This window comes from Allobosea sp. P1_A7, assembly GCF_056406775.1.
In genome coordinates this window covers 1-5,847 of record NZ_JBFTZN010000338.1, presented here as the reverse complement: position 1 = coordinate 5,847, position 5,847 = coordinate 1, and the positions used below count along the sequence as shown (strand labels likewise).

Genomic DNA, 5,847 nt, shown 5'->3' with positions numbered 1-5,847 from the left:
GCCCCGTCGTCACTGGAATCGTCAGGCATGGCGTGCCGAGCAAAGTCCACAATCGGTTGAAGCGGGAATCGCCGGTCGAGCCCAGCGTATCCGGCGCTTCGCCTGGCGCGGCATAGCTGACGACGACGTCGACCCCGGCGAAGAGGTCACGGCAGGCATCGCGCCCGCGGCGCGATAGCGCACGCGCGTCGTCATACTGCGTCGGCGAAACGGCTCCCGCCGCATCGAGATAGGCCGAGAGCTTGGGCGGGATCACGCTGCGATGGTTGCGATACTCCCAGGAGAGCGCCTGTGCGGCCTCGAAATCCTGCAACGGGCCATGGGCGTGGAAGGCTTCAACCAGGGCCTTCGGCGTCGCGAGCTCGACCACGGTCGCTCCCGCCTTCGCGACAAGAGCGAGAGCCGCGGCCAGCGCGGCTTCGGAACCCGCCTCCGGCTCCCCGGCAAAGGGCTGGCGCGTCACGCCGATCCGCAAGCCTTCCAACCTCGCCGCGTCAGCGTCCAATTCAGGCCGTCCCGTCAGGGCCGCCAGTGCAAAACCCAGATCGTCGGCGCTCGCTGCCATCAGCCCGGCGGTGTCGAGCGACCAGGAGAAGGGCTTGATGCCGACGGTCGGCAGCAACGCATAGGAGGGCTTGATGCCCGCGACACCGCAATAGGACGAGGGGCGAATGACCGAGCCACCGGTCTGCGTGCCGATCGCCAAGGGGATCATACCGGCTGCGACCGCCGCCGCCGAACCTGCCGACGACCCTCCCGGGCTCGCGGTAAGATCATGCGGATTGCGCGTCGGCGCCGGATCGAGGAAGGCAAAGGCGGTGGTGTGGGTCTTGCCCGCGATTGTCGCCCCAGCGGCCTTGAGCGCCATCACGATCGGCGCGTCGGCGCGCGGTTGCCAGCCATCATAGATCGGGGAGCCCATGCCGGTCGGCAGGTCGGCGGTGTCGATGATGTCCTTGACGCCGCATGCGACCCCCGCGAGCGGGCCGGAGCCGGGCTCCAGCCGTTCGGGCCGACTGGCGAAGGCGCGAATGTCCGGCTCCCTCGCAGCGCTGCGGGTGGCGCAATCGGCCAGCGCGGACGACGCGCTCACGGCGCCGCTGGAAACCTGATGGGCAATGGCGCGAACGGACAGCATGCGAGATCCTCGAAGGGCTGGATTTGGTTGGATCGTCGGATCGATGATCCAACCACCTGTGTCTGCATCGGCTTTCCCGAAAACCGCATTCCACTTTTAGGGGCCGATGCTTTCTGCGTTTGCATCGGCTTTCCCAAAAACTGCGTTCCACTTTTAGGGGCCGATGCTGAGCAGATGCTGGCATGATTTCAGCGCGCTGCGATACCGCCGGACATCCCCCTTGGCGCATGGCGTCGATGCGCCGGATCGCCTTAGGTCAGGCAGGACTGGCCCGCTAACCACTCGTTAACCGCCGCTCCAAAGTTAATCCGCCTGTGGCGTACGGGGCTCACTGGGTTGAGAAACCGTTCACCAAACGGGTCGCATTTGATCGGTCATGCGACGCGTTCATCTCGCCCTCTTCGCGCTCGGCGTCATCGGCGCCACTGGTCTTGCCGGCTGCGGCAAGTTCCAGAAAGCACAGCGTGCCGCCTGGCGCGACCAGGCGGAAGCCGCCTGCATGGCCTCCCGTCAGGTCCCGCTCTCGTCCTATGTCAGCCTGCGCGAGAAGCCGATCGACGGGCCGGGCACCTGCGGCATGACCAGGCCGCTCCGTGTCTCCGCCTTCTCGGGTGGCTCGGTTCACCTCACCAGCAATGCCACGCTCGGTTGCCCCATCGTCGCCACTACCGACAAGTGGCTGGCCGAAGTGGTGCAACCAGCGGCGCAAAACGTACTCGGCGCCCAAGTGATCGAGCTCAGGGCAGGCTCCTATTCCTGCCGGGCCATGAACAACGGCACCGGCACCAGCCGCACATCCGAGCATGCCTTCGGCAATGCCGTCGACGTGTTCTCCTTCCGGCTGAATGACGGGCGCAACATCACCGTCAAGGACGGCTGGCACGGCTCGCCTGAAGAGCAGGCCTTCCTGCGCGAGGTTTTCGTTGGAGCCTGCCAGCAGTTTTCGACCGTGCTCGGGCCGGGTGCGGACATGTTCCACTACGATCACTTCCACATCGATCTGGCGCGCCACGCCAAGGGCCGGCAGATCTGCAAGCCGGTGATCAAATACACCCCGAACTACAACTTGCCGCCGCCGGACCCGGCACGCACCTATTCGACCGCGCAGAAGTCCATGCGCGACAACCTCCCACCCATGGTGGCAGGCGCCTCAGGCAGCATGCTGCGGCAGCCCAGCGACGGCTTGCGCCCCCCCGGCGCGGTCAATGGCGGCTATCCCGTCGCAAACCATCAGGGCGGCCAGAGCCTCGATGCACAGCGGCGCTATCTCGACGAGCAGCCGCTCAACCCGCCGCGCTACCGACCGGAGACGCCACCGAGCGCTGCCCAAGGCCCGCTGAGGCTGCCGGGCTCCGTCCCGCCGACCGAAGAGCTGATCGTCGGCGATGATGAGGGCAATGGCGTCATGGACATGCAGGGCGAGGAGCAGGCACAGCCGCAGATCTCGCCAGGCAACGACCCCTTCGCTTACGGCCGGGCGCAAACCGGCGGCGGCCGGCGCTATTGAGGGCAGCGTCAGCGCGAGACCAGCACCTGCCGACATTCCGCCGGCAATGCATCGACGGATATCGGCGGCTGCGGTTTGGGCTTCGGTCCCGGGCGCGGCTTGGGCGGATTGAAGATCGCCTTGTATTGCCGCTCGACCCAGCCGGTCAGTTCCGCGCCGCAGCCGTCGCCAAAGTTCGGCGGCTCCTGGCCGGAGCACCCCTCCATTCCCGCCGGACAGCTCAGCCGGATATGGAAATGGTAGTTATGGCCCCACATCGGCCTGACCTTCTCGAGCCATGAGCGATCCGCACCAGCCTCGCGGCACAATGCAACCTTGAGCGCGGGATTGACGAAGATGCGCTCGACACGCGCTTCGGCAGCCACGGACTTGATCAGCCTGGTATGGGCGGGCGTCCAGTTCTTCGGGTCGACATCGCGCCAGTCGGCTCGCGCCATGTTCACCGCCGACATATTCTCGCGCGCGTCACTGTCGAGGCGCTGCTTCGGCATCGGCGTGAGCCAGACATCGGCATCGAGGCCGATCTGGTGCGAAGCATGGCCGGTCAGCATCGGGCCGCCGCGCGGCTGGGAGATGTCGCCAACCAGCAGGCCGGGCCAGCCGTTGATCCTGGGGACGTTGCGGGCGAGCGTCTCCAGATAGGAGATCAGCGCGGGATGGCCCCAATTGCGGTTCCGGGCCAGCCGCATCACCTGCCAGCTTTCGCCGTCGACCGGCATCGCCGTCGCACCGGCGAGACACCCCCTCGCATAGGAGCCGATGGCACGTGCCTGCATGCTGGCCGGCGTCGTCTTCTGCCCGAACAGGGCGCGCGCCGCCTCCGGAAAGGCCGCGATATTGGCCGTCCGGCGCTTCGCTTCCTCCTCCGCAGTCGACTGCGCATGCACGACCGGCGCCGTCAGCGCGGCCAGGAGCAAGGCGGACAGGGCCAGGAGCGGGCGATTCGTGCTCTGCATCGCCCGAGAACGCCGGGTTTTGGAGATCAGGTCAAGCACGAGAAACGTCACACGTATCAGGCATGGACAACGCCTACGCAGGGTTGCAGCCTTGGCTACGCAGCGATCGGGCGCCTTCGCCCAGAAGAAGATCGCGCGCCCATGGGAGGAGATAATGCTGATGACGGACACCACGATCGACCGCCGCGCGCTGCTTGGAGGGCTTGGTGCAAGCCTGGCCTTGCCCGGCACGGCGAGCTTTGCGCAGGGCTCCTGGCCGCAGGGCCGGACGCTGAAACTCGTCGTGCCCTTCCCGCCAGCGGGAGCGACGGACGTGCTTGGGCGCCTCGTCGCCGACAAGCTCGGCCAGGCATGGGGCACAAACATCGTCGTCGAGAACCGGCCCGGTGCCGGTGGCAATATCGGCACCGATGTCGTCGCCAAGGCGGAGCCCAATGGCGACACCTTCCTGATCGTCTCCGTCGGCATGGCGACGAACCAGTATCTCTACGCCAAGCTGAACTACGACCCGGCCAAGGATCTTGCCCCCATCACCATGGTTGCGCTGGTGCCGAACCTGCTGGTCGTCAACAAGGATCTCCCGGTCAAGGACACGGCTGAGCTCGTCGCCTATGCCAAGGCCAATCCCGGCAAGTTGACCTATGCCTCATCCGGCGTCGGGACCTCGGTCCATCTCTCCGGCGAATTGTTCCAGAAGCTGACCGGCACCAAGATGGTCCACGTGCCCTATCGCGGAACCGCGCAGGCAACGCAGGACCTGATCGGCGGGCGGGTCGACCTGATCTTCGACAACATCACCCAGGCGCTGCCCCATGTCCGCTCGGGTTCGATCCGCGGCCTCGGCATCACCACGGCGAGGCGCTCGGCGACCGCTCCGGATTTCGCGCCGATTGCCGACGTCGTTCCGGGCTTCGATGTCTCCTCCTGGTTCGCGCTCTTCGCTCCGGCAAAGACCCCGCAGGCCGTCATCGACAGGATCCATGCCGACACCAAGGCCGGGCTCGCCGATCCAGCGCTTCGGGCCAAGATGGACCTTCTGGCGGCCGAACCCGTCGGCAACACACCGGCAGAGCTCGGTGCTTTCCTTCAGGTCGAGATGAGGAAATGGGGCGACCTGATCCGAGAAGTCGGCGTCAAGGTCGAGTAAATCCTGAGCGGACCAAGCATCACCGCTTCGGAACCCTGAGCCAGGCAACGACGTTCTCCCTTCACGTTCGGCGCGCCCCTGGCGGCGCGCTTCACATGAGAAAGGGAGCGCGTCATGTCCACACTCGTCATCATATTGCTGGTGATCCTGCTGCTCGGCGGCGGCGGGTATTATGGCCATCGCAGCTACGGCAATGCCGGCCTCGGCGGTGTCGTCGGCGTCGTTCTGATGGTCGTTCTGGTGCTTTGGCTGCTAGGTGCAATCGGGGGCGTGCCCGTCCGTGTCTGACGGGCTTCAGCTAGGATTGGCGAGGTGCCAGACCAGCATGGCCGCGGCGAGATCCTCGATCGCGGTACCGACCGACTTGAACAGCGTGATCTCGCCGTCCTCATTGGCCCCGGCGACTTCGCCGCGGCACAGTTGAGCCAGCGTGCCGGCGACCTTGTCCGCCTCATAAGCACCAGCCTTGATCGCGACCGCCACATCCCCGCCCTCCACCAGGGCGGCTTCAGTGTCGATGAAGACGCGCGCACGGTGCAGAGCCTCGTCATCGGCCTCGCGCATCGACAGATTGAAGGCGCCCACGAGGTCGAGATGGGCGTCGCGCTTCAGCCAGCGGCCCATGACAATGGGCTCTCGCGACAAAGTCGCGCAGGAAATCAGGTCGGCCTGCCGTGCGTCGCCCTCGAGGTCGTCGCTGACGCGCACGGTAATACCCTCCGCGGCCAGGGCTTCCACCACCGCCTCGCTTCCCTCGCGCCGGCGGCCCCAGATGGCGATATCCTCGAAATCGCGCACGGCACCGTGCGCCTTGATCAGGAAAGGCGCCAGCGCGCCCGAGCCGACCATCAGCATGCGCTTGCCATGGGGATGCCCGAGCTTGCGTGCGGCGAGCGCGGAGGCTGCGGCCGTCCGCCAGGCCGTGAGGCGCGCGCCATCAAGCGCGGCGAGCGGCGCGCCCGTCGAACCGTTCATGAGCAAGTATGTGCCMATCACGCTCGGCAGGCTCAGCGAGCCGTTCGACGGATAGACCGTGACGACCTTGGTGCCGAGGAAAGCCTCCGGCGCGGTCGGCCCGGTCCAGGCCGGCATCAGCAGA

General features: G+C 66.5%; 6 protein-coding genes. 3 read left to right on the top strand and 3 right to left on the bottom strand.

The genetic code is table 11. The annotated features are described in order from the left end of the window. The coding region (locus AC1D34_RS33365; protein ID WP_476826550.1) for an amidase family protein at positions 1–1,138 on the bottom strand (1,138 nt) is incomplete at its 3' end. Positions 1,139–1,514: 376 nt separating this feature from the next. Between AC1D34_RS33365 and AC1D34_RS33360 the strand changes: the two genes are divergently transcribed. Then, positions 1,515–2,645, top strand: coding sequence for an extensin-like domain-containing protein (locus tag AC1D34_RS33360; RefSeq protein ID WP_441490228.1), 1,131 nt, complete (start codon positions 1,515–1,517; stop codon positions 2,643–2,645). 8 nt (positions 2,646–2,653) lie between these two features. Here the strand turns inward: AC1D34_RS33360 and mepA are convergent, their stop codons facing one another. After that, positions 2,654–3,601 (bottom strand): penicillin-insensitive murein endopeptidase, encoded by a 948-nt coding sequence (gene mepA / locus AC1D34_RS33355; protein WP_441490229.1) that lies wholly within the window; start codon positions 3,599–3,601, stop codon positions 2,654–2,656. 160 nt (positions 3,602–3,761) lie between these two features. Here mepA and AC1D34_RS33350 point away from each other — a divergent pair, with 160 nt between their 5' ends. Next, positions 3,762–4,748, top strand: a complete 987-nt coding sequence (locus tag AC1D34_RS33350) for a Bug family tripartite tricarboxylate transporter substrate binding protein (RefSeq protein WP_476826549.1) — start codon at positions 3,762–3,764, stop codon at positions 4,746–4,748. 114 nt (positions 4,749–4,862) lie between these two features. Then, a complete protein-coding gene (locus AC1D34_RS33345) occupies positions 4,863–5,036 on the top strand; it encodes a DUF3309 family protein (protein WP_476826548.1) in 174 nt (57 codons plus the stop codon). A gap of 6 nt (positions 5,037–5,042) precedes the next feature. Here the strand turns inward: AC1D34_RS33345 and lhpI are convergent. Then, on the bottom strand, positions 5,043–5,847 hold an 805-nt coding region (lhpI, locus tag AC1D34_RS33340; protein ID WP_476826547.1), incomplete at its 5' end, for a bifunctional Delta(1)-pyrroline-2-carboxylate/Delta(1)-piperideine-2-carboxylate reductase.